This is a genomic window from Vagococcus lutrae (assembly GCF_003987555.1).
Classification (GTDB): Bacteria; Bacillota; Bacilli; order Lactobacillales; family Vagococcaceae; genus Vagococcus_A; species Vagococcus_A lutrae.
Genome location: NZ_NGJW01000002.1, coordinates 21,305 through 42,734 on the forward strand (window position 1 = coordinate 21,305; position 21,430 = coordinate 42,734).

The window sequence follows — 21,430 nt, forward strand, 5'->3', positions numbered from 1 at the left end:
CTTTTTTATATACGACTCTTTGTTCGCCAACTTCCCGACTTCCAGCGTCTAATTAAAACAGCACTACGCAATAATTCGTCAATCGCGTAGGCCAGCCATACGCCTAGTAATCCAAGTTTTGCGACAATGGCCAGACCGTATGAGAAAGGGAGACTAATGAGCCATAAAACAACAAGACTAGTCATTAGAGGAAATTTAACATCTCCTGCCGCATTTAAACTACTAATCAATACCATGTTTATCGCACGTCCCAGTTCGAGAAAAATATCGACTAAAAATACGACTTTCGCCATTTCGATGATTTGTGCATCGGATGTAAAAATTTGCATTAAAGGCTCTGCAAAAACATATGTCAAGCTAGCGATAATAATTGTGACGAAACTAGCAATCAGCATGCTTCGTTTGCCACGCTCGTATGCAAAATCGAATTCCTTAGCTCCAACTTTACGTCCAATAATGATTTGATTTCCTTGAGCAATTGAAGCGGCAATTAAATAAACAAACTGAGTAATCGCTTGAACGTAAGATTTAGCAATTAAAACCGTTTGACCGAGTGAGGCGACAATCATGGTAACGACTACTTGTGAAGCTTGGTAAGATAGAGATTCCCCAGAAGAAGGTAAACCAAGTGCTAAAATTTGTTTCAAGGCATCGGTTGAAAAATCACTAACGTTTAAATGAAAAAGATGAATATTTGTTTTCAGATATAACAATCGGACGGCAATGATTAAACCGATACTATTGCCGACAACACTTGAAATTCCTAAGCCCATGACGCCTAAGTGTGGTAATCCAAATGGACCGTAAAGAGCGATATAGTTTCCAATAACGGCGATAATCGTTGCGACCATAGGGATATATAAACCGACTTTTGTTTCGCCGTGACTTCTTAAAATCGCAATGATAGTAGCTGTGACAGCAGAAATAACTAAACTACCACCAAAAATCCGCAAGTAATCTACACCAATAATGACAATATTTTCAGGTAAATTCATGAAAAAGAGCAACTGACGAGGAAACAAAATAAATGTTGCACTGATTAACAATCCTAAAAGAGTTCCTCCTGCTAAAGCTGTGGTAATAACTTTTGGTATTTGTTCTCTCTTTTTTGCGCCAATTAGTTGAGCGATAATAATCTGTGTTCCTACGCTGACAAAGCCATAGATGAAGACGGTCAGATTCAGCAACTGATTTGAAGCACCTACAGCTGCCACTGCAGGCTCAGAATAATTTGAAATCATAAACACATTGATATTACCAATTATTACACGTAAAAATAATTCTACGAAAATAGGCCAACTTAAATAAAATAATTCTTGATCCGAAAGCGACCGTTTTCTTTTAAACATTTCATTCACAGACATCAGACTCCTTTATGTATAGCTTTATTGTATAGACCTTCCGTGACAAGTCAATCTGTTTTTAATAATATAGACCCACGCTTTTTGATTTTAGCACCTTGCCCGAAAAGCATGGCAATCTGCTTAATAAGACCAACTAGGCAAAAATTTAGACAAAAAATGGTTGTCAAGTTAAAGTAATACTAGAATGATAAGAAAGAGGGAAATGAATGATGTATGATGTAATCGTAATAGGAGCTGGACCAGGAGGAATGACAGCAGCTCTTTATGCGTCACGAGCAGATTTATCCGTATTAGTTTTAGAGAAAGGAATCTATGGCGGACAGTTGCAAAACACAGCGGATGTTGAGAATTATCCCGGAGTTGGACTTGTAACTGGACCAGAATTAGCTGAAAAAATCTATAAAGATTCTACCGCATTTGGAGCGGAACATGCGTACGGTTCTGTGACAAAAGTTGAAGATCATGGCACTCATAAAACAGTTCATACAGAAGATGAACAATATGATGCGAAGGTCGTCATAATTGCAACAGGTTCTGATCATCGCCGTTTAGGTGCACCTGGTGAAGAAGAGTTTAGCGGACGAGGCGTTTCATATTGTGCAGTTTGTGACGGACCATTTTTCCGTAACAAACATGTGGCAGTTATCGGTGGGGGCGACTCAGCAGTTGAAGAAGGTAGTTACTTAACACAAGTAGCAGACAAAGTTTCAGTAATTCACCGTCGTGATGAATTACGTGCTCAAAAAGTACTACAAGACCGTGCATTTAAAAATGAAAAAATGACCTTTGTTTGGAATCATGTCGTTGAAGAAATTCAAGGAGATGACATTAAGGTTAATAATTTACGCATTAAAGATACACAAACAGGTGAAGTATCTGACTATCCAGTAGATGCAGTCTTCATCTATGTAGGATTAGATCCTATTACAGAACCATTTAAATCACTAGGCGTAACAAATGAAGAAGGTTGGATTCCAACTAATGAGAAAATGGAAACGTCTGTGCCAGGTGTATATGCGATAGGAGATGTACGTGAAACAGTTTTACGTCAGATTACGACAGCTGTGGGTGACGGAAGTATTGCCGGTCAAGAAGCCTTTAAATACATTGAATCATTAGCAGACTAAGAATGAAGGCTGAGGAAACTCAGCCTTTTATAGACTTGTCGTGATATAATAGGGAAAAAGATAAAGGAAGTCGTAGGATGAAAAGTTGTGGCATTGTAGCAGAATATAATCCCTTTCATAATGGTCACCAGTATCAGTTGAAAGAAGCAAAAGAGAAATCTCAAGCAGACGTCATGATTGCGGTCATGAGTGGGTCCTTTTTACAACGAGGGGAACCTGCAATAGTTGATAAATGGCGACGTGCGACGTACGCTTTAAATAACGGTGCAGATATTGTTATCGAGCTACCGGTTACAGCTAGCGTACAACCAGCAGATTTGTTTGGAGAAAAGGCAATACAATTGCTAGATGCAATAGGCGTTTCTTCTCTTTCGTTTGGAACAGATGAAACGACTAACTTCCCTTATGAAAGATTTGCTGAATGTTATTTCAACGCCATTGATAATGAGGATTATGCTGATATATTTGATGATAAGCGACAAAGTTATCCGCAACAAATGATGAAGTTACAGCAAATCTTATTTCCTACGTACGATTGGTCTAAGTCGCAACCTAATCATCAGCTAGCATTGTCGTATGCGAAAGCCAATCATCAATTGGCTTGTCCTAAAAAACTAGTGCCGATTGACCGTATTGGTTCTCATCACCATGATGGTGAAATTTCTCATCAACATTTTGCCAGTGGAACTGCTTTACGGAAAGGCTTAAAATTAGAAAAGCCAACAGATGTAATGCCATTTACCCCTAATAGTGTCTGGGAAGACTTACAACATGGACCTTATCATGATTGGACATTGTTATGGCCATATCTAAAGTATCGTATCGAAACAAGTACGCATGAAGAACTAAGAAAGATTTATCAAATGGTTGAAGGGTTGGAGTATAAGTTTAAACAAGAAGTATCAGCCGCAATGGGGTTTGATGACTTTATCCAACGCATTAAATCCAAACGTTATACATATACCCGTTTACAACGTCTGTGCGTTTATGTTTTATTAAACATAACAAAAGAAGAAATAGTAGATAACAATGCTCATCCATATATACGTTTGTTAGGTATGACAAAAAAAGGACGTTTATATCTAAAAGAACATAAAAAAGAAATCACGCTACCTATCATTACCAATGTCACCAAACGAGAAGGGCTACTTCTGGCTACTGAGATTAAAGCCAGTCGCATCTATCAATTAGGTTTAAATCGCACAGAGACATTAGATTTTTATCAACGTCCTCGCTTAATCGAGGGGAAATGAGGAGAACATGGAACTTTTAAAAGATATTGAAACAGTCAAACAGCATATTGCTGATGAAAAATTATCATTGTTATACATTGGGCAAGAAAATTGTAGTGTGTGTCACGGTTTAAAACCACAAATCCAAAAAATCATGAGCGAGTTTCCAGATGTTTATACAATGGAAGTAGACGCGATGGATGTTCCAGAAGTTGCAGGTGAATTTCAAGTGTTGACCGTTCCAGTCGTCTTACTTTTTGTCGAAGGAAAAGAATACTTAAGAAAAGCACGAATTATTCAAACAGCGCAGTTTAAATCAGAAGTAGAAAAAATCGTCACTGGCTATTTATCAATAGCAGAGTAAAAAAAGAATGTCTGTCAAGGACATTCTTTTTTATGTTATAATCGTACTACTATCATTGATACGAATGTGGAGGTTGGATGATGAAAACATATATTGAAAATATACATGTAGAGCAGGCAATCAAAGGGATTGAGCGACTGGTAGCGATTCCTTCGTACTTACAAGAACCTGTTGAGAACGCGCCATTTGGCGTGCCTGTACGGCAGTGTTTAACCGAGTGTTTAGCTCTTTTCAAAGAAGAAGGCTTTGAGGTATACGAAGACCCAAAAGGTTACTATGGCTACGCAGAAATAGGTCAAGGCGAAAAGACAATGGGCATACTTTGTCATTTAGATGTTGTGCCACCTGGTGACCTCTCTTTATGGAAAACCAACCCGTTTGAAGCCGTGGTCACTGAGACATCTTTGATAGGTCGCGGAGTTCAAGATGACAAAGGACCTAGTATGGCAGCTCTTTATGCAGTAAAAGCGTTACGTGACGCAGGGGTGACATTCCAACATAAAATACGATTTATTTTCGGTACGGATGAGGAAAACTTATGGCGTTGTATGTCACGCTACCATGAAAAAGAAGAACAAGTTGATTTTGGATTTGTACCAGATTCTAAATTTCCAGTGATTTATGCTGAAAAAGGTTTATTACAAGTTTATTTTGAAGGACCTAGTGTAAATGGGTATGAAGTGAGCGGTGGAAGTGCCTTAAATGTTGTGCCTGATGAAGCACGATTTAGAAAATCCGATTATCAAGCACTTGTATCCTATTTTAAAAAACAAGGCTGGCCTTATCAAGTGGATGAGGCTGAAGACGTGTTTATCGCAAAAGGCAGAGCGATTCATTCGAAAAGTGCTCCGGATGGCGTCAATGCGATTAGTCGCTTGATGGTTGCACTTGATTCTATTCAGCCAGATTTTCTCAGTCAGTTGTTAGGAAATAAAATTGGCGAGGACGCTAATGGCCTCTCGTTATTCGGTCATGTTTCTGATGAGATGTCAGGAGATTTAACGTTTAATGTCGCAACATTAAGTGCAGATAGCGAAAAAACAACCATAGGATTAGATATACGGATGCCAGTGACTACTGATAAAGAGCTTATTCTCACTCAGTTAGAGAAAATAGCGCAAAAATTTGGTTTTACTTGTCACGAGCACGACTATCTTGCTTCCTTATATGTGCCAAAAGAGTCCGAATTAGTTCAAACGTTACTCCAAACATATCGTGATATGACAGGCGATTTACGTGAACCACAAGTGAATGGTGGCGCTACCTATGCACGGGCTATGAAAAATTGTGTCGCTTTTGGGGCGATGTTTAAAGATACAAAGGATACGATGCATCAGCCAAATGAGACATGGCGACGAGATGAATTAGAGATGACGATGAAAATCTATGCCGAAGCTATCTATCGCTTACAACAACTTGATGTAAGTTAAACTTAACTTCTATCGAATGTGTTAATTCGATAGGAGTTTTTTTGTTATCGGTAACATGGGGAATAAGATTGTAAAGCTACTCAAAAATAAGTATGCTAGAGTTAAATAAATTGAAAAGAGGTTATGTAATGGAAAGAGCAGCACTTTATCACCGTCCCGATAGTGAGTATGCCTATCTGTATGAGTCTGAAAAAATGCATATTCGTTTACGTACCAAAAAAGATGATGTTAAACATGTTCACATTATTAAAGGCGACCCGTATTTGATTCATGAGGATAAGTGGTATCAAGAATCAACTGAGATGAGACATTTGTGTCAAACGGCAGAGTTTGATTATTGGGTGATTGAAACGGACGCTCCTTTTAGAAGGATACAATATGCCTTTAAAGTTGAAGGTTATGATGGAGAAGTTGTCTTTTATGGAGACAGGGGCATATTTGATTTTAACGAGAATGTGATTGAGCGAGCCGAGAATTATTTTAGAATGCCTTTTTTCCAAGAGATTGATCGCTTTAAAGCACCAGAATGGGTAAAAAATACAATATGGTATCAAATATTCCCAGAACGTTTTGCAAACGGAGACAAAACTAATGACCCTAAAAATGTACTACCATGGGGGAGTAAAGAACATCCAGGTAGAGAAGATTTTTACGGTGGAGATTTACAAGGCGTATTAGATAACCTTGATTATCTAGAAGAATTAGGTATTAATGGGATTTATTTCTGTCCGATATTTAAAGCATCTTCAAATCATAAATATGATACGATTGATTATTTTGAGATTGATCCCGACTTTGGCGATAAAGCGTTATTCAAAAAATTAGTGGATGAAGCTCATAAAAGAGGAATCCGTATTATGTTAGATGCAGTATTTAATCATATGGGGTATGCGTCAAAAGAATGGCAAGATGTTGTGAAACATCAACAAAATTCTAAATATGTTGATTGGTTCCATATTCGTAGTTTCCCGGTAGAATATGGAAAAAACGGGAACGTTGAAGGAGCTAAAACATTATCTTATGATACGTTTGCTTTTACTCCAAGAATGCCGAAACTTAACACAGCCAATCCAGAAGTACAAGAGTATTTACTTAAAATTGCTAAATATTGGATAGAAGAGTTTGATATTGACGCATGGCGTTTAGATGTAGCCAATGAAGTAGATCATCATTTTTGGAAAAGATTCTATAAAGAAACCACTGCGATTAAGGACGATTTTTATATATTAGGAGAAATTTGGCATTCTTCACAGAGCTGGCTGAATGGTGATGAATTTCATGCTGTGATGAATTATGCTTATACAGAAACTATTTTAAATTTCTTTGTCCATGAAGAAATGTCAAGTCAAGCACTAGCTTATCGTCTTAATGAACAATTGATGTTATATCGAGATCAAACAAATCAAGTCATGTTTAACATGCTAGATTCACATGATACTGCACGCTTGTTAACGTTAGCTGACAATGATAAAGATAAGTTGAGAAGTGCGTTGCTGTTTACATTTTTACAACATGGTTCACCATGTATCTATTATGGAACAGAAGTTGGTATGACAGGTGGGAATGATCCAGATTGCCGCAAATGTATGGTTTGGAATGAAGAGGAACAAGACCTACATTTACTATCCTTTACAAAAGAAATTATTAATTTTAGAAAAAAATATCAAAAAGTAATGTCTGAAGGAACACTTGAATTTACCGCATCTAATAATGAGTTGGTAGCTTTGACACGTAAATATCAAACAACGAGTATTAAAGCGTTCTTTAATAATGGAAATCAAAAAGAAAAATACGATATTCCCGGAGGCTATCAGCCAGTTGAAGAACTATGTCAAAATATTGATTTTTCAAACCAAACAATTGGATATAAAGGGTTTATTGTCTTTGTGTCAGAAAAATAAGCTGTTACCGGTAACAGTAATAAAACGCTTGCAATGTTACGTGTAACAGATGATACTTGTTATAGAAAGGCTGTTTAAAAAAACCAAACTATCAGGAGGATGTACAAATGAGCAGAAATTGGAAAAAAATTGGTCTTAGTGTTTTAGTTGCAGGATTAGCGTTATCTTTAGTAGCGTGTGGTTCTGGGAAAAAAAATGATAAGGAAGCAAGTGGAAGCAAAGATGATAATGTACTTGAAGTTTCAGTAGATAAAGGTTACATCAAGTACCTTGAAGATGTTAAAGGTGATTTTGAAAAAGAGAATGATGTAAAAGTGAAACTAATTGAACGTGATATGTTTGAACAACTTGAGGCCCTTTCTTTGGACGGACCGGCTGGTAAGGCACCTGATGTTATGATGTCTGCATATGACCGTTTAGGGCCATTAGGTCAACAAGGTCATTTAGCTGAAGTTACTTTAGGTAATGAAGTAGATTATGATGACAAAGATAAATCACAAGTTACAGTTGATGGTAAATTCTTTGGAGAGCCAGCAATTATAGAAACTCTTGTGATGTTTTATAACAAAGATCTAATAACTGATGTACCAAAAACATTTGCTGATTTAGAAAAATTAGGTCAAGATGAACGCTTTGCATTTGAAGGTGAAAAAGATAAAAATGTTGGTTTCTTAGCTAAATGGACTGATTTTTACTTCTCATATGGTTTAATTTCTGGATACGGTGGATACGTATTTGGCAATGATGGTACTGATCCATCTGACATTGGTTTAAATAGTAAAGGCGCTGTTGAAGGTATTGAATATGCAAGAGATTGGTTCCAAAACGTGTGGCCAAAAGGAATGCTTGATATTAAGAGTTCAGGTGACTTCATGGAAGACCAGTTTTTAAATGGTAAAACGGCAGCAATTATTAATGGACCTTGGTCAGCTGCTTCTTATAACGAAGCAGAATTAAATTATGGAGTAGCAAAAATACCAACATTAAATAATGGTAATGGATATAGTGCTTTTGGTGGCGGTAAAGCATGGGTAGTTAGCAATTACTCTAAACATAAAGATATCGCTCAAAAGTTTATTGACTATTTAACAACTGAAGAAAATCAAACTAAATTATATGAATTAACGAATGAAGTTCCTGCTAATAATAAAGCAAGAACAGCTGCAGCGGCGACTGATGATGAAATCACACAGGCTGTGATAGAACAATATGCTGATGCTGATCCAATGCCTAATATTCCAGAAATGGGTGAAGTATGGGCTGGTGGTGAAAACTTGATGTTTGATGCTGCATCAGGAGATAAAACACCTAAAGAAGCAGCTGACAATGCTGTAAAAGTGATTGAAGAAGCTATTGAGCAAAAATACGGAAAATAATTTGTATTAGAAGCTAACGGCAGAGTAAGGCTAACTTCCTCTGCCGATTTTTTTAAGAAGGAGACGAAATCATGAACGAACAAGCCATTGAATCTCATAATCCCAAAAAAGCATCTTTACTCTCTTTGATACCAGGGTTAGGACAATTTTATAATGGACAACGTTTTAAAGCCATTATCTTTTTATCTATTTTCTTACTCTTTATAGTTGAAATGATTCAATTTGGAATGGATGCTTTTTATGGCTTTATTACACTAGGAAGCACACCGATTGACGATCATTCATTATTCTTAATGATTGAGGGAACTTTACAAATTATCATTACAGCAATTTTCATTTTTTTCTATATTATCAACATAATGGATGCAAAAAAAATAGCAAAAAAAGTGAAATATGGTGAAAAAATAAGCAAAACAGCAAAAGAAACGATAAATAACGTATTAGACGGTGGATTTGCTTATCTTTTGACTCTGCCTGCTTACATCGTAATGATTTTCACGATAGTATTTCCCGTTTTAGTAACATTGTTTATGGCATTTACTAACTATGATTTCTATCATATACCGCCAGCAAACTTAATTGATTGGGTAGGGTTTAAAAATTTCTTTAATATCTTTTTCTTAAGTTCTTATCGCGATACATTCATGTCTGTCTTATCTTGGACAGTGATTTGGACACTCTGTGCTTCAACACTTCAGATTGTGTTAGGCGTGTTAACTGCTGTTATTGCGAATCAATCATTTATTAAAGGGAAAAGATTATTCGGAGTTATATTTTTACTACCTTGGGCAGTTCCGGCTTTCATTACGATTATGAGTTTTTCAAATATCTTTAATGATAGTATTGGAGCTATTAACACACAAGTTATTCCATTTTTAAATCATCTTCCTTTTGTAGAAATTGGTGCGATACCTTGGAAAACTGATCCATTTTGGACGAAAGTAGCGATTATCATGATTCAAGGTTGGCTAGGATTTCCTTATATATATGTGATGACGACAGGTATATTACAATCTATACCAGGAGAGTTATATGAAGCAGCTATGATGGATGGAGCCAATGCGATGAAACGTTTCAAGACGATTACGTTACCAATGATTTTATATGTTGCCGCTCCTATATTCGTCACACAGTATACAGGGAACTTCAATAATTTTAGTATGATTTATTTATTTAATAATGGGGGACCAGGTAGTGTTGGTGGTGGAGCTGGTTCGTCGGATATCCTTATTTCATGGATTTATAAATTAACGACTGGTAATTCACCTCAATATTCAGTAGCTGCAGCTGTAACATTGTTGATTTCAGCTATTGTGATTAGTGTATCTATGATTGTATTCAAGAAAACGAAAGCTTTTGATATGGAGGGTATGTAACATGAAGAAAATCTCATCTCAAAAACGAACTGTATTTTGGAGTAAGTTCTTTACTTATTTTTATATGATAGTTCTTTCTATCATCATTATTTACCCACTACTGATTACAATTAGTTCTGCTTTCAAAGCAGGTAACGTGAGTGCTTTCAGTCTTGATTTTAATTCTAAATGGACATTAAATAATTTTCGTCGATTATTCGATGAAACCTTGTATGGCAGTTGGTATAAAAATACGTTGATAATTGCAGTATTTACAATGATTTGTCAAGTAAGTATTGTAACGCTTGCAGGCTATACATACAGTCGCTATCGCTTTGCAGGTAGAAAGAACAGTTTGAAATTGTTTTTAATTATTCAAATGGTACCTACTATGGCGGCGTTAACAGCATTTTATGTTATGGCATTATTATTAAACGCACTAGATCAATATTGGTTTTTAACACTCATTTACATTGGTGGCGGTATTCCGATGAATACTTGGCTTATGAAGGGCTATTTTGATACTGTACCTATAGATTTGGACGAGTCAGCTAAATTAGATGGTGCTGGACATTTTAGAATTTTTTGGCAAATTATTCTACCGCTCGTCAAACCTATGATAGCTGTTCAAGCATTGTGGGCATTTATGGGACCATTCGGAGATTATATGTTGGCAAGATTCTTGTTACGTTCTCAAGAAAAAATCACTGTCGCTGTAGGTTTGCAATCATTTATTAGTAATGCTCGTGATCAAAAAGTGGCATTATTTGCGGCCGGAGCAATTCTGATTGCCGTACCAATCGTCACGCTGTTTTTCTTTTTACAAAAGCACTTTGTATCTGGACTTATTGCTGGAGGTACTAAGGGTTAGAAAGGATAGATTATGAAATCATCATTACCATTTCCAAATAATTATTTTTACGCGATGATGACACCGAAACGTATTTTTTTCAATCGCAATCAATTTAAAAAGTGGCAGTTGTTAGTGATTTTTATTTTTTTAACCATGGCGTTGCTCATTCCTGTATCGGTTAATTTGATGAATCACTTAACCTTCTCTTTAGAAGATATAATGCCTCAAACGTTTAAATATTTAGATGACGAAGTGTTACTTCAGTTGAAAGACTATCCTGTGGAACATGGAGAAATGATGAACTCTAATCGTCATTACCTTAACTCAGAACAGAGTGTAGGTGTGAATCTAACTGAAAAACAATTCGAAGCGGTCGATAGTGGTGTCAACTTTAAAATAAATAAAATGCTACTAAAAGATAAGTCTGGTTATGAGTTCTCAGTTAACTATACCAAAGACTTTCAACCACAGTTTTTTAACTCAAAAAAAGAACTACACGAGGCTATCTCGGAACAATGGTTAAAACAAAATCAATCTTTTGTTTTCTTTACATTATTTTTAATGAATGCATCTGTGATTTTTATATCAATGCTATTTTTAGTGATTGGTGGTGCCTTTTTCTTATACTTAGGAAAAACATTTCAGCTTTCCTCTGTAAGATCGTATCAAGAATCGCTAACCATTATTTTACTATCACTAGGGTTTAGCACGTTGCTAGCCACTATTGTAGGTCTTTTGTATTTTGATATGACCATCGTTTTGAGTATTCAATCGCTCGGTCTTATTATTATGTTGCTAATGATTTTTTTGAAAACAAAATTTCAAGATATATAAAAGGAGAATGAACATGTTTAAACGTTTATTTGATATTGACCCATGGAAAGTAAAAACGACCTCACTTGATCGTGAAAACCGCCGTTTACAAGAAAGTTTAACATCGATTGGTAACGGCTATATGGGGATGCGTGGAAACTTTGAAGAACAATATACAGGTGACGCACACCAAGGAACCTATATCGCAGGTATTTGGTATCCAGATAAGACACGAGTCGGTTGGTGGAAAAATGGCTATCCTGAATATTTTGGAAAAGTAATAAATGCGACAAATTTTATCGGAATTGACATCGCTGTTAATGGAAAAACGATTGATTTAAACCAAGTAGATTTTGATGATTTTTACATGGAGTTAGATATGAAAACGGGTGTTTTAACACGCGAATTCACGTATCATGATAACGAAACATCGGTAAAATTTGAGTTTGAACGTTATGTTAGTGTTTTTCAACAGGAGCTAGCGTTGGTAAAAGTTAAAGCGTCTGTTTTAAAAGGTTCAGCTGAAATTATTTTTGGTTCTACTTTGGATGGACAAGTAAAAAATGAAGATAGTAACTATGATGAGCTGTTTTGGGAAGAAAAGTCACATTCGACTGAAGATAATCATGCATATTTAACAATGGAAACCATCAAAAATGATTTTGGAACGCCACGTTTTAGCGTCACGACAATGATGCGTCATCGTATTAGCTCCCATGTTGCGCCTACATATACGGAGGATGAGAAGTTTGTTGGCGAATCTTATGTTACCGAACTGGATACCAATCAAAGCGTAACATTAGAGAAACGTGTGGCGGTCATAACAACTCGGGATATTCCTGAAGAGGAACATTATAATGAAGCTAAAGCCTTGTTAGATAAACATGAAGAAAAAGATTGGCAAGAGCTGCGTGAGCGTCATGATGCCATCTGGGCAGACCGCTGGGAAAAAGCGGATGTCATGATTGAAGGTGATGATGAAGCACAGCAAGGTATTCGTTTTAACTTATTCCAATTGTTTGCGACTTACTATGGTGAAGATGCACGTTTAAATATTGGGCCTAAAGGTTTTACTGGTGAGAAATATGGTGGAGCGACTTACTGGGATACAGAAGCTTATATTGTGCCTATGTATCTATCTGTGGCCGATAAGCAAGTAACAGAACAACTACTAGAGTATCGTTATCAGCAATTGCCGGGAGCGTTTCACAATGCTCAGCAACAAGGACTAGCAGGTGCGCTTTATCCAATGGTGACGTTTAATGGTATCGAGTGTCATAACGAATGGGAAATTACATTTGAAGAAGTTCATCGTAATGCCGCTATCGTACACGCCATTTTTAATTACACAACTTATACTGGCGATGAAAGTTATCTGTTAGATAAGGGAATTGAAGTTATGGTTGCTATTTCACGTTTCTGGGCAGACCGTGTTCATTACTCAAAACGCCGTCAACAATATATGATTCATGGTGTCACTGGACCTAATGAGTATGAGAACAACGTAAACAATAACTGGTATACTAACCAAATGGCGACGTGGGTATTGCGTTATACGTTAGAAACGATTGCAAAGCTTTCTGATGAACGTTTATCTGCTTTGTCATTAACGGAAAAAGAATTAGCATATTGGCAAGATATTATCGATAATATGTACTATCCTGAAGATGAAGAACTAGGGATTTTCGTTCAACATGATACGTTCTTAGATAAAGACTTAACACCCGTTGCAGAGTTGGATAAGAAACACTTACCTTTAAATCAAAATTGGTCTTGGGATCGTGTCTTACGTTCTCCATATATCAAGCAAGCGGATGTGTTACAAGCGTTGTATTTCCTAAATCATGAATATACAACAGAAGAAAAACAACGAAACTTTGATTTTTATGAACCTTTAACTGTTCATGAGTCTTCATTATCACCATGTGTACACAGTATCTTAGCAGCTGAATTAGGAATGGAAGAAAAAGCTGTAGAACTCTATGCTCGTACAGCACGCTTAGACTTAGATAACTATAATAATGATACTGAAGATGGACTTCATATCACCTCCATGAGTGGTAGTTGGTTATCAATCGTGCATGGGTTTGCAGGAATGAGAACTCTGGAAGAAAAACTAAGTTTCCATCCGTTTTTACCATCTGCTTGGGAACGTTATGCATTTAAGATTAATTATCGCGAACGTCTATTAGAAGTCGAAGTAGATGAAACCGGTATGACATTAAGATTAGCAGAAGGCCAACCGCTAGAAGTCTTTGTGAATGACCATGCCTACACTTTATCAAATGAACAGTCTGTTCATGAAGCACTTGTTAAAAGAGGAGAGGCGTAAAATGTCAAAAATTAGAGCGTTTATCTTCGACTTAGATGGAGTCATTACGGACAGTGCAGAGTATCATTACCATGCATGGAAAAATCTTGCGAGTGAGTTAGGAATAAATATCGACCGAGAATTTAATGAAAAATTAAAAGGAATCAGTCGCATGGACTCGTTAGAAAGAATTTTAGTTCATGGCAATCAACAAGACCGCTATTCAGAAAAAGAAAAGGAGCAACTTGCTGCTAAAAAAAATGATGAATATGTGACATTGATAGAACAAATCAGCGAAAAAGATATTTTACCGGGTATAGCAACACTTATTGATGAGTTAAAATCACACGGTTATCAATTAGCGATTGCTTCGGCAAGTAAAAATGCTCCTGCCATTTTAAGCTATCTAGGAATAAAAGAAAAATTTGATGCGATTGTTGACCCTTCTACAATCGCGAAAGGCAAACCAGATCCTGCGATTTTCCTTGAAGCAGCAAAACTTTTAAAGGTTGAACCTGATGCCTGTGTAGGAATAGAAGACGCGGAAGCTGGAATTGAAAGTATTAATAAAGCTGGTATGTTTTCGGTTGGTGTAGGCAGTGAAGAGGCGATGAAAGATGCTCATTACTATGTGACGTCAACTGCTGAACTTTCACTAGAACAAATTTTAAAGGAAGTAGAAAAAGCTAACGTCTAAAGTGGACGTTAGCTTTTTTTTGCGTTACGATAAACAAAATGAAAGGATGAGGGCTATGTTAGATATTGAAAAAATCATTGAAACACAACGTACTTATTTTGCAAAACAACATCCTATCTCTATTAACACGCGTTTAAACTATTTACGTCAGCTTAAAAAAACGATTAAAGAATATGAAGCATTATTGTTAGAAGGACTTGCTTTAGATTTAGGCAAATCATCAATGGAAAGTTATATCACAGAAGTTGGATTACTTTATCAACATTTAAGTGAGATGATATGGAAGTTACCAACGTGGGCTAAAGATGAAACGGTTCGAACACCACTGTATCTTCAACCGGCTAAAAGCTATCGACGCGCAGTAGCTTATGGAAACGTCTTAATCATTGCGCCGTTTAACTATCCTGTTCTTCTTGCTTTTGACCCTTTAATAGGCGCGATAGCGGGTGGGAATACGGCTTTGGTTGGATTATCACCGAGTACACCGAATGTTAATAAGGTGATTGAACAAATCATTGAAACAGTCTTTCCATCAGCTTATGTTGACACATATATTAGTACGAAAGAAACGAATGAAAATGTGCTCTCTTATCGTTTTGATAAACTATTTTTTACAGGAAGTACTAAGGTCGGAAAAATTGTCATGCAAGCAGCTGCTCAATATTTAACCCCTGTGACTTTAGAGCTTGGAGGGAAGTCCCCTGCGATTGTAACAGAAACAGCTAGTATCACAACTGCTGCTAAGCGAGTAGCGTGGGGGAAATGGGTGAATAACGGGCAAACATGTGTCGCTCCTGATTACTGTTTAGTTCATCGTTCAGTCGTAGACACTTTTATTACAGCATTGGTAGCGGCAATTGAAAAGATGTATGGTGCTGAACCTAAGAATTCTGAAGATTACGGAAAAATAGTTGACGAGAAAAGTTGGGATAGGTTACGACAGTTGCTTAATCAAGATGAGTCTTTTGTTATTTATGGCGGCGACGTTACGCACCAAAACAGGTACATGAGTCCAACGCTTTTATTAGCAAATACTAAGGACTCGTTAGCGAGCATGCAGGAAGAAATTTTTGGCCCAATTTTACCGATTATTGTTTATGATGAATTAGCTGAAGCGGTATCGTACGTGCAACAGTATGAACGGCCATTAGCTTTTTACCCATTTACTCGTGATGTTAAGACATTAAAAGTGTTAATGGATAAGATTATATTCGGTGACGCGACCGTGAATGATACCCTGCTGCATATGGCAAATAGTCACTTGCCTTTTGGTGGTGTTGGTTTTTCTGGGATGGGGAGCTATCATGGGAAAGCCACGTTCGATACGTTTACTCATAGTAGTTCGATATTAAAACGCACCAATATTTTTGACCACTCACTTATGCGTGCCCCATATAGCCGATCGAAAGAACGGATTATCAGATGGTTTTTGAAGTAATGTGACAAAGTTGTTAGATTCAGCCTTTGGATTGTAAGGTAATCCAAAGGCTTTTTTTATGAGAGTCCATTAGAATAAGTAGTATAAAGAAATAGGGAGGATTACTTATGAGTGAATTAGTATTAGAGGCAAAACATATCAAAAAAATATATGGAAAAAAGAATGAAAAAAAACATGAAGCATTAAAGGACATTTCATTTGAAGTGGAAAAAGGAGAATTTGTGGGGATTATGGGGCCGTCTGGTTCTGGTAAAACGACGTTATTAAATATTCTATCAGCGTTAGACCAGCCCACAAATGGCGATATCACCATAGCTAATGCGAAATTGAATCATTTATCAGATAAACAATTGACCCAGTTTCGAGGTCAGCATATCGGCTTTGTCTTTCAAGATTTTAACTTGCTAGAAAATTTAACGATGCGTCAAAATATGGCGTTACCATTGTCATTACAAGGAATTCATAATGCTAAAATTGAACGACGTGTGGATGAACTTGCAGATAGATTAGGTCTTAGCCATATCATGCACCACTATCCAACAGAAGTATCAGGCGGTCAGAAACAACGTGTCGCTGCTGCAAGAGCGTTAGTCCATCAACCAGATATTCTTTTAGCTGATGAACCGACTGGCGCGTTAGATTCAAAAAATGCGCGGACGTTACTTAATACGTTAAAACAATTAAATGAAGAGTTAGCTACGACTATTTTAATGGTGACACATGATCCGATGAGTGCAAGTTATTGCCAGCGTATTTTATTTATAAAAGATGGTTTAATTCAACGCGAATTAAAGCGCGGCGAGTCGCAACAAGACTTTTATCAAGAAATTTTAGAAGTATTATCAGAAGCGGAAGTAGAGCAGGTGATTGAATAATGTTAGTAAAATTAGCTTTAACCAACGTCAAAAAAAGATGGAGTGACTATCTTGTTTTAATGATGGGATTGATTATTGCTTCAGGTGTTTTTTATACTTTTCAATCTTTAGCTTTTAACAGTCAGTTTCTCCAAGAAAGCTTTCCGACACTTGCGATGATTACAGTCATTTTCCAACTCGGTAGTTTTTTACTGTCGTTAATTACAATTGTTTACATTCTATATGCAAATTCTTTTTTACTCGCAATGCGACAAAAAGAGTACGGAATGTATCTGACGCTCGGTGCCAAGAAGAGTAAAATTGGTCAGATGATGTTTATTGAAACTATGGTAATCGGCTTTTTATCAGTGGTCGCGGGGATTCTTCTAGGGATACTATCATCCTCTGCCTTGAGTCGCCTTTTAATGACACAAATGGGTATGGGAGAGACCAGCTATCAAGCGGTTTCTTCAAAAGGAATGATTTCAACCCTTGTGTTTTTCTTAGTCATGTTTATGATAACGGGCTTCTTGAATATTTCACGTTTTTATAAAGCCAAAACACTCGATTTGCTCTATCAAGCAGAAAGTGTAGAAAATATTAACACGAAACGTTTCAGGAGAGTTGTTAAAACTATTCTTTCTATTATCTTACTAGCAATCGGTTATATGAGTCTATGGAATCTAAAACAATTACAGCTAATTGGTATTTTTATAGCGATTATCACGATTACCTTTGGAACATTTCTATTCTTTTCTGCTTTATTCCCATGGGCGATTACTAAGTTAAAAGATAGTCCATTTGCGATGAAGAATTTACGGGTTTTCACCTTATCACAGTTAAGTTTTAAAGCGAATAGTTTAACACGTGTCTTAGGTATGGTTGCCATGCTATTAGCTTTATCACTAGGTGCGGTCACTACAGCCAACGCGTTTTATCATTTTAACGATGATATTATGGCGGAAAACCAATATGACATCGTAACTCAAGACCCGACACCTGAAATTGTAGATGAAATAAATAACTTACCTGTGACACGCCAAGCAGTTTATCATATAAAACAAGACCAATCTTTTTACTATCTTTTAGCAGATGATTTAAAAAAAGAACCGGTAACGTATCAGGCTGGTTTTGACATGACGATTAAACCGAAACGTTGGACAGATTGGCAAGTCGGGGACACTATCTCGTTTGACGAAAATCAACAGTTTATCTATCGTGGGTTGAAAGAATTACTTGATCCTTATGAAACAGAAGAAACAACAACTAAAATATTTAAGATTGTTTCACGAGAGGAATTTGAAAATTTACCTTTATCAGAACAAAAGCATGTGGCAGTGAAAATTGAAAACTTCCGGGAAAATGAAACGACATTGGCGAAAATAGATAACTTAGAAAAAGAGCGTCATGAAAAAGTTATCTTTAATGGTAGTCAGTATGAAATGTATCAACAAATTAAAGTCTTTACGGGTGGCTTTATGTTTATGGGCGTTTTCTTAGGCATTGCCTTTTTAGCTATGTTAGCAAGCTCACTCATGTTTAAGATTTTATCGGGTGCTTATGCCGATGAAAAGCGTTATGTTATGTTACATAAAATTGGTGTAACACAAGCTGCACTGAAACGGTCAATCCGTCAAGAAATCGCAGCATTGTTTGCTGTACCAAGTATCTTAGGTATCGTCCATGTTTTATTTGGGTTGAAAATGTTTGAGTTATTTTTACCAAATGCATATAGCCAAATACTGATGCCGTTTGCGATGTTCTTTATTGTTTATATCGTCTATTACCTTATCACAGTGAAAATGTATGAGCGAATTGTGTTACCAACTACAAAATCTTAACAATCCAAGTGAGTGAATGGTTATCCGTTAATCATTTTGGTTATTTAAAGGGTTAGTAATTGTAGTTTTGCTATATTTCAAGTATGATAGTATTGTAGGCTGATCTTTTAGATAAAGGAATGATATCTATGACCATGGAAGAAGAAGTAAAGCAAATTAGTTCGTTTATTCGAATCTTTTCAAGCTATTTAAATTCACTCGAAAAGAAAATGGCCAACGAGATGTTAACGTTCAACGAAATCCGAGTGATGTTAGAACTACATGATAATGAACAATTATCAGCCAAGGATATTGAACAGCGTTTAGATTTTGATAAAAGTTATATGAGTCGAATTTTAAAAAACTTATCTGAAATGGGATATATCTCAAAAGATCAATCAAGTGAGGATAAGCGATTATTTCATCTTTCTCTTACTAAAGAGGGCAAAGAGCTATCGCAATCGTTATACGAACAATACTTAGATATTTTAGAAGACGAGATAGAAGATTTATCCGCCGCTGAAAAAAATCAGTTATTAAAAGCGATTCGCTTTGTCGAGCGTCACTACGATGAATTAGACGAGCATGTCGCGGAAAATGATACTAATGATTAATGCGTCACTTAAAAAGTCATGGAACAGTTCTGTTTACAGCAACAGAACTTGCCCGTGGCTTTTTTGATGTTTATCATAGAATAATTTAATTAAAAAGGGTACAATGAAAATGAAATAAGGGGGAGTTTAAAATGAAAAATAGAAAACGAAAGACAATATTGCTTGTTCTCACGACTTTAAGTGCTGTTTTAATTTTATCTGGCTGTCAAAACATTAAATTGAAATTTAAAGGATTTGAAGAAAGCTTTAAAGGTCTAAATATGATTGTGAGAACGTATGATGAAGAGAGTCAGATGATGGATGAAATAAAAGGGAAATCTATTATGATTAAACGCGATAAAACATTTGATTCTAATGAAGATACAGCAGATTCGCCTGTCATCAAAATTGAAGTTGGTAGAAATGAAATTCATCACGTTGGGTCATCAATGATTATTCAAGAAGAAAAGCTAACAAATGTGTTTGACGATTATACTAAGGAAGTTGATATTCAGAATCATCAGCGTGGGATTCCTATGTTAAATGAATTGGTCAATCAATTTAAAAACTCATTTACTGGTAAAAAGAAAGTAATTTTAATCCGTAGTCAAAACGGTACACCTCTTGCAACGTATGCCGGTGACAAAGTTTCTATCTATCAAACAGAAGTACCAAAAAGTACAGGATTACTTATTGACGGGCATTATTTGTTTATCTATCGCTGTGACTACACGATTTATGATGCTGACTTGTTATTAAAATAAAATCGTTTTTCTTGTTATTTATCCTACGTTTATGAGATAATATTATTGTAAGACAATCAGAAACGTATAGGAGGAAATTCATATGAACAAAGACGAAGTAAAAGGCAAAGTTAATGAAACTCTAGGTAAAGTATCTGGTGACGAGTCTAAAGAATTAAAAGGTAAAGCACAAGGTGCATTTGGAAAAGCCAAAGAGAAAGTCGAAGAAGAAGTTGACAAAGTAGCAAAAAAAGCCAACGAATTCTTAGATAAAAAAGAACATAAAGATGATGTAGAACAACCATAAAAAAACTCCCTCAATTTTGAGGGAGTTTTCTTTTATTCTTTTGCATCGATTTCAATGTGTTTTGAGCCACTAAATGTTTTCACTTCATAATCAAACATTAGTTTTTCATTTTTCTTAACCAAAGTCCAATTTAAGATACGAGCAAATGGTGATTTTTGCTCAGCCATGATTTTCTTCGCTTCTTCTTGTGGATCCTTTAGCGTTTTAATGTCTGCTAATGTAAAATTAGCTTGACTGCTTTTGTCTGTTTTTTCTGTTATTTCACTATTTTTAGCATTAATCACAAAAGTAGGTTCACCGACTAAATGATAAATGTAAGAAATTTGACTTGACTCATCATTTTCTGGTAAATCAAATGCAACTTTCTCAACAGATGTTTCTGGTGAATATTGCTCGATTACTTTATCTGTCGCTTCTGCAAAGTTCATATCATATGATTGTTGTGCAACATCATATTTTTTATTATTTTCTTCAAGATTATCTTTTAGTCCACATCCAGTTCCAAGCATTACCACCGCAACAAGTCCGATAACTAGTCCTATTTTTTTCATGTAAAATCACTCCTTTATTTGTTATCTTAATTGTATCTCATTGGTTCAAATAATGTTATTGATTAAACTAACAAAAAGCTTACATTTTTGAAAGATAGGCAAATAAAAAAGCCAAAACAATGCAGAGCAGCGTTTTGACTATGGCTTGATAAACGTGATAAACTAATGACGCACCCTAAGGGAGTCGAACCCCTGTTTCAAGAACCGGAATCTTGCGTGATATCCACTACACTAAGGGTGCCAAATGACACAGTTATTAGTGTACCTAAAACAGACACAAATATCAAGTTGAAAATGATTA

19 protein-coding genes and 1 tRNA gene are annotated in these 21,430 nt (G+C 36.1%); 17 read left to right on the forward strand and 3 right to left on the reverse strand.

Translation table 11 applies throughout. From position 1 onward, the window contains the following. Nucleotides 1-5: 5 nt before the first annotated feature. Nucleotides 6-1,364 carry an MATE family efflux transporter gene (locus tag CBF33_RS01800; protein ID WP_126761040.1) on the reverse strand — a complete coding sequence of 453 codons (1,359 nt, stop codon included), beginning with the start codon at nt 1,362-1,364 and terminating at the stop codon, nt 6-8. Nucleotides 1,365-1,573: 209 nt separating this feature from the next. Here CBF33_RS01800 and trxB point away from each other — a divergent pair, with 209 nt between their 5' ends. The 17 genes from trxB to CBF33_RS01885 all read left to right on the forward strand — a co-directional run bounded on the left by trxB (nt 1,574) and on the right by CBF33_RS01885 (nt 20,578). Next, a complete protein-coding gene (trxB, locus tag CBF33_RS01805; RefSeq protein ID WP_126761403.1) occupies nt 1,574-2,491 on the forward strand; it encodes a thioredoxin-disulfide reductase in 918 nt (305 codons plus the stop codon). 77 nt (nt 2,492-2,568) lie between these two features. Continuing rightward, nucleotides 2,569-3,744, forward strand: coding sequence for a nucleotidyltransferase (locus CBF33_RS01810; protein WP_126761042.1), 1,176 nt, complete (start codon nt 2,569-2,571; stop codon nt 3,742-3,744). A gap of 7 nt (nt 3,745-3,751) precedes the next feature. Beyond that, a complete protein-coding gene (locus CBF33_RS01815; protein WP_126761044.1) occupies nt 3,752-4,087 on the forward strand; it encodes a thioredoxin family protein in 336 nt (111 codons plus the stop codon). An 80-nt stretch (nt 4,088-4,167) separates the two neighbouring features. After that, a complete protein-coding gene (locus CBF33_RS01820; protein ID WP_126761047.1) occupies nt 4,168-5,517 on the forward strand; it encodes a Sapep family Mn(2+)-dependent dipeptidase in 1,350 nt (449 codons plus the stop codon). A 128-nt stretch (nt 5,518-5,645) separates the two neighbouring features. Continuing rightward, a complete protein-coding gene (locus CBF33_RS01825; RefSeq protein ID WP_126761049.1) occupies nt 5,646-7,418 on the forward strand; it encodes a glycoside hydrolase family 13 protein in 1,773 nt (590 codons plus the stop codon). A 107-nt stretch (nt 7,419-7,525) separates the two neighbouring features. Beyond that, nucleotides 7,526-8,794: an extracellular solute-binding protein gene (locus CBF33_RS01830; RefSeq protein WP_126761052.1), complete on the forward strand. Its 1,269-nt coding sequence runs from the start codon at nt 7,526-7,528 to the stop codon at nt 8,792-8,794. 71 nt (nt 8,795-8,865) lie between these two features. Continuing rightward, nucleotides 8,866-10,170, forward strand: coding sequence for a sugar ABC transporter permease (locus CBF33_RS01835; protein ID WP_126761054.1), 1,305 nt, complete (start codon nt 8,866-8,868; stop codon nt 10,168-10,170). 1 nt (nt 10,171) lies between these two features. After that, nucleotides 10,172-11,020, forward strand: a complete 849-nt coding sequence (locus CBF33_RS01840; protein WP_126761056.1) for a sugar ABC transporter permease — start codon at nt 10,172-10,174, stop codon at nt 11,018-11,020. Nucleotides 11,021-11,032: 12 nt separating this feature from the next. Next, nucleotides 11,033-11,836 carry a hypothetical protein gene (locus CBF33_RS01845; RefSeq protein ID WP_126761059.1) on the forward strand — a complete coding sequence of 268 codons (804 nt, stop codon included), beginning with the start codon at nt 11,033-11,035 and terminating at the stop codon, nt 11,834-11,836. 7 nt (nt 11,837-11,843) lie between these two features. Next, nucleotides 11,844-14,147 carry a glycoside hydrolase family 65 protein gene (locus CBF33_RS01850; RefSeq protein ID WP_126761061.1) on the forward strand — a complete coding sequence of 768 codons (2,304 nt, stop codon included), beginning with the start codon at nt 11,844-11,846 and terminating at the stop codon, nt 14,145-14,147. 1 nt (nt 14,148) lies between these two features. Beyond that, entirely contained in the window at nt 14,149-14,823 is a 675-nt protein-coding gene (pgmB, locus tag CBF33_RS01855; protein WP_126761063.1) for a beta-phosphoglucomutase, read from the forward strand. A 55-nt stretch (nt 14,824-14,878) separates the two neighbouring features. Then, entirely contained in the window at nt 14,879-16,261 is a 1,383-nt protein-coding gene (locus CBF33_RS01860) for an aldehyde dehydrogenase family protein (protein WP_170167729.1), read from the forward strand. Nucleotides 16,262-16,368: 107 nt separating this feature from the next. Next, complete coding sequence (locus CBF33_RS01865; RefSeq protein WP_126761069.1) at nt 16,369-17,136, forward strand: ABC transporter ATP-binding protein; 768 nt, start codon at nt 16,369-16,371, stop codon at nt 17,134-17,136. Further along, nucleotides 17,136-18,956 carry an FtsX-like permease family protein gene (locus tag CBF33_RS01870; protein ID WP_126761074.1) on the forward strand — a complete coding sequence of 607 codons (1,821 nt, stop codon included), beginning with the start codon at nt 17,136-17,138 and terminating at the stop codon, nt 18,954-18,956. The genes CBF33_RS01865 and CBF33_RS01870 overlap by 1 nt, the downstream gene beginning before the upstream one ends. Before the next feature lie 128 nt (nt 18,957-19,084). Continuing rightward, nucleotides 19,085-19,549: a MarR family winged helix-turn-helix transcriptional regulator gene (locus tag CBF33_RS01875; protein WP_023606199.1), complete on the forward strand. Its 465-nt coding sequence runs from the start codon at nt 19,085-19,087 to the stop codon at nt 19,547-19,549. Between the two features lie 131 nt (nt 19,550-19,680). After that, the gene (locus CBF33_RS01880; protein WP_126761076.1) at nt 19,681-20,292 is read left to right on the forward strand and encodes a DUF5052 family protein; all 612 of its coding nucleotides are present in this window, start codon (nt 19,681-19,683) and stop codon (nt 20,290-20,292) included. Nucleotides 20,293-20,374: 82 nt separating this feature from the next. Further along, a complete protein-coding gene (locus tag CBF33_RS01885) occupies nt 20,375-20,578 on the forward strand; it encodes a CsbD family protein (protein WP_023606201.1) in 204 nt (67 codons plus the stop codon). A gap of 32 nt (nt 20,579-20,610) precedes the next feature. Here the strand turns inward: CBF33_RS01885 and CBF33_RS01890 are convergent, their stop codons facing one another. Both CBF33_RS01890 and CBF33_RS01895 read right to left on the reverse strand, forming a co-directional pair. Continuing rightward, complete coding sequence (locus CBF33_RS01890; protein WP_126761078.1) at nt 20,611-21,129, reverse strand: outer membrane protein assembly factor BamD; 519 nt, start codon at nt 21,127-21,129, stop codon at nt 20,611-20,613. A 169-nt stretch (nt 21,130-21,298) separates the two neighbouring features. After that, a tRNA-Arg gene (locus CBF33_RS01895) sits at nt 21,299-21,370 on the reverse strand. Between the last annotated feature and the right edge of the window lie 60 nt (nt 21,371-21,430).

Excerpts from the sequence above, each read along its gene's own strand:
- CBF33_RS01815 (WP_126761044.1), top strand. The coding sequence starts at position 3,752 with ATGGAACTTTTAAAAGATATTGAAACAGTCAAACAGCATATTGCTGAT.
- CBF33_RS01880 (WP_126761076.1), top strand. The coding sequence starts at position 19,681 with ATGAAAAATAGAAAACGAAAGACAATATTGCTTGTTCTCACGACTTTA.
- CBF33_RS01890 (WP_126761078.1), bottom strand. The coding sequence starts at position 21,129 with ATGAAAAAAATAGGACTAGTTATCGGACTTGTTGCGGTGGTAATGCTT.
- CBF33_RS01800 (WP_126761040.1), bottom strand. The coding sequence starts at position 1,364 with ATGTCTGTGAATGAAATGTTTAAAAGAAAACGGTCGCTTTCGGATCAA.
- pgmB (WP_126761063.1), top strand. The coding sequence starts at position 14,149 with ATGTCAAAAATTAGAGCGTTTATCTTCGACTTAGATGGAGTCATTACG.
- trxB (WP_126761403.1), top strand. The coding sequence starts at position 1,574 with ATGTATGATGTAATCGTAATAGGAGCTGGACCAGGAGGAATGACAGCA.
- CBF33_RS01875 (WP_023606199.1), top strand. The coding sequence starts at position 19,085 with ATGACCATGGAAGAAGAAGTAAAGCAAATTAGTTCGTTTATTCGAATC.
- CBF33_RS01830 (WP_126761052.1), top strand. The coding sequence starts at position 7,526 with ATGAGCAGAAATTGGAAAAAAATTGGTCTTAGTGTTTTAGTTGCAGGA.
- CBF33_RS01835 (WP_126761054.1), top strand. The coding sequence starts at position 8,866 with ATGAACGAACAAGCCATTGAATCTCATAATCCCAAAAAAGCATCTTTA.
- CBF33_RS01865 (WP_126761069.1), top strand. The coding sequence starts at position 16,369 with ATGAGTGAATTAGTATTAGAGGCAAAACATATCAAAAAAATATATGGA.
- CBF33_RS01860 (WP_170167729.1), top strand. The coding sequence starts at position 14,879 with ATGTTAGATATTGAAAAAATCATTGAAACACAACGTACTTATTTTGCA.
- CBF33_RS01825 (WP_126761049.1), top strand. The coding sequence starts at position 5,646 with ATGGAAAGAGCAGCACTTTATCACCGTCCCGATAGTGAGTATGCCTAT.
- CBF33_RS01840 (WP_126761056.1), top strand. The coding sequence starts at position 10,172 with ATGAAGAAAATCTCATCTCAAAAACGAACTGTATTTTGGAGTAAGTTC.
- CBF33_RS01810 (WP_126761042.1), top strand. The coding sequence starts at position 2,569 with ATGAAAAGTTGTGGCATTGTAGCAGAATATAATCCCTTTCATAATGGT.
- CBF33_RS01885 (WP_023606201.1), top strand. The coding sequence starts at position 20,375 with ATGAACAAAGACGAAGTAAAAGGCAAAGTTAATGAAACTCTAGGTAAA.
- CBF33_RS01845 (WP_126761059.1), top strand. The coding sequence starts at position 11,033 with ATGAAATCATCATTACCATTTCCAAATAATTATTTTTACGCGATGATG.
- CBF33_RS01850 (WP_126761061.1), top strand. The coding sequence starts at position 11,844 with ATGAACATGTTTAAACGTTTATTTGATATTGACCCATGGAAAGTAAAA.
- CBF33_RS01820 (WP_126761047.1), top strand. The coding sequence starts at position 4,168 with ATGAAAACATATATTGAAAATATACATGTAGAGCAGGCAATCAAAGGG.
- CBF33_RS01870 (WP_126761074.1), top strand. The coding sequence starts at position 17,136 with ATGTTAGTAAAATTAGCTTTAACCAACGTCAAAAAAAGATGGAGTGAC.